This is a genomic window from Roseivivax isoporae LMG 25204, from assembly GCF_000521865.1.
In the GTDB taxonomy this organism is placed as follows: Bacteria; Pseudomonadota; Alphaproteobacteria; order Rhodobacterales; family Rhodobacteraceae; genus Roseivivax; species Roseivivax isoporae.
In genome coordinates this window covers 1-1,259 of sequence record NZ_JAME01000120.1, presented here as the reverse complement: position 1 = coordinate 1,259, position 1,259 = coordinate 1, and the positions used below count along the sequence as shown (strand labels likewise).

At 67.6% G+C, this 1,259-nt stretch carries 2 protein-coding genes; both read right to left on the bottom strand.

The genetic code is table 11. From position 1 onward, the window contains the following. Nucleotides 1–322, bottom strand: a 322-nt coding sequence (locus RISW2_RS22890) for a hypothetical protein (protein ID WP_043775759.1), incomplete at its 3' end; no start/stop codon positions are given. Between the two features lie 11 nt (nt 323–333). Continuing rightward, the coding region (locus RISW2_RS25200; protein WP_051492391.1) for a hypothetical protein at nt 334–1,259 on the bottom strand (926 nt) is incomplete at its 5' end.

The following is a 1,259-nucleotide window of genomic DNA, read 5'->3' as shown; positions in this document are numbered from 1 at the left end:
ATGCGGGGTCCTCCTCGGGCGCGACATCGAAGGGCGGCAGGGTCACCGGCCCGTCGGCGGTCAGGGTGATGGGCTCCGGGAAGCGCGTGACCTCGGGCGCGTCCGGCCCGTGCGGCAGGATCAGCGGCACGGTCAGCGTGCCGTCGGCCGCGCGCTCGACGTCGCCGGCGATCCAACGGCAGTCAATGGCCTCGCGGGGAAGCGTGGCGCCTTCCGGCAGCGGGCCGAAGTCCAGGACCTGGCCGTTGACGGTCAGCACGTCGTCCGCGCGCGACAGCACGAGGGGCTCGTCCCGGCGAACGGGGGAAAGGATCAGATGCATCAGGGCTCTCCTTAGAACCACCGGCCAATAGCCATCAGGCTCGCCGGGCTGGGCGTGAACTGCTGCGTCGCCGCGTACATCGACGTATTGCAGGAGCTTGCCGTCCTGCTGCCGAGGGAAAGCCAACGAGACGAATTTATCGCGCCTCCAAACACGGACGGGGTCGCATCAAATGTCGCGGGATAAGTCCACACGAGATTGTCACTTAGATACAGGGCGCCAATTGCGACGTCCGGCGTGTAGCCACCGAATGAATAAGCCCAGCAAAGCTGCGTTCCGTCCGCGAACTTCACATATTGGCCGTTGCTATTGCCGCCCCGCTCGATGATCGCGCCAGTCGGCTCCCCTCCGGACTGGGAGACGGTGCCTAGGAGGTTCTTGTCATCGATCAGGCGGCGCCACTCGGCCCAATCACCGTCTAGCCCTCGGAAATAGGCCTGCGAGCCGTCCGAGTTTGCCCCTTGCGCCCCAATGAGAAACTGGGCGCCACGGTTGCCAGCCGTGAAGGCTTGCCAACCGACAAACCCTCTCACCGACGGCGCATTGGCGGGCAGGCTGCTGCCGGAATTGTTGCCGACAAATCCGCCGACGCCTGCATTGTCGTCATAGTCGTTGCCGGAGTTGTACAGGAAGCCCACGACGTCCCCGAGGCCGAACGCAGCCGCCTTCAGGAGCTTCCCCGGCGTGGCGTCTGTCGGGCTGGACTGGACCGCCGTGCCGGTGATCGGCACGTCGAGGTTCAGCGCAGACGACGACAGCAGCGCACGCTGCGCGCCGCCCGCGGAGAACCGCAGCTGGTTCCCCCCCGGGAACGACAGGCCGGTGTCCGGGTCCCCTGCCCCCGCGATCGCCGGCGCGCCGGCGGTCCCGGCCGGGAAGCGGCCGGAGAGCACGCCGTCCACGTAGCCCTGCACCAGCGAGAGGAGCGCCTGGGCGT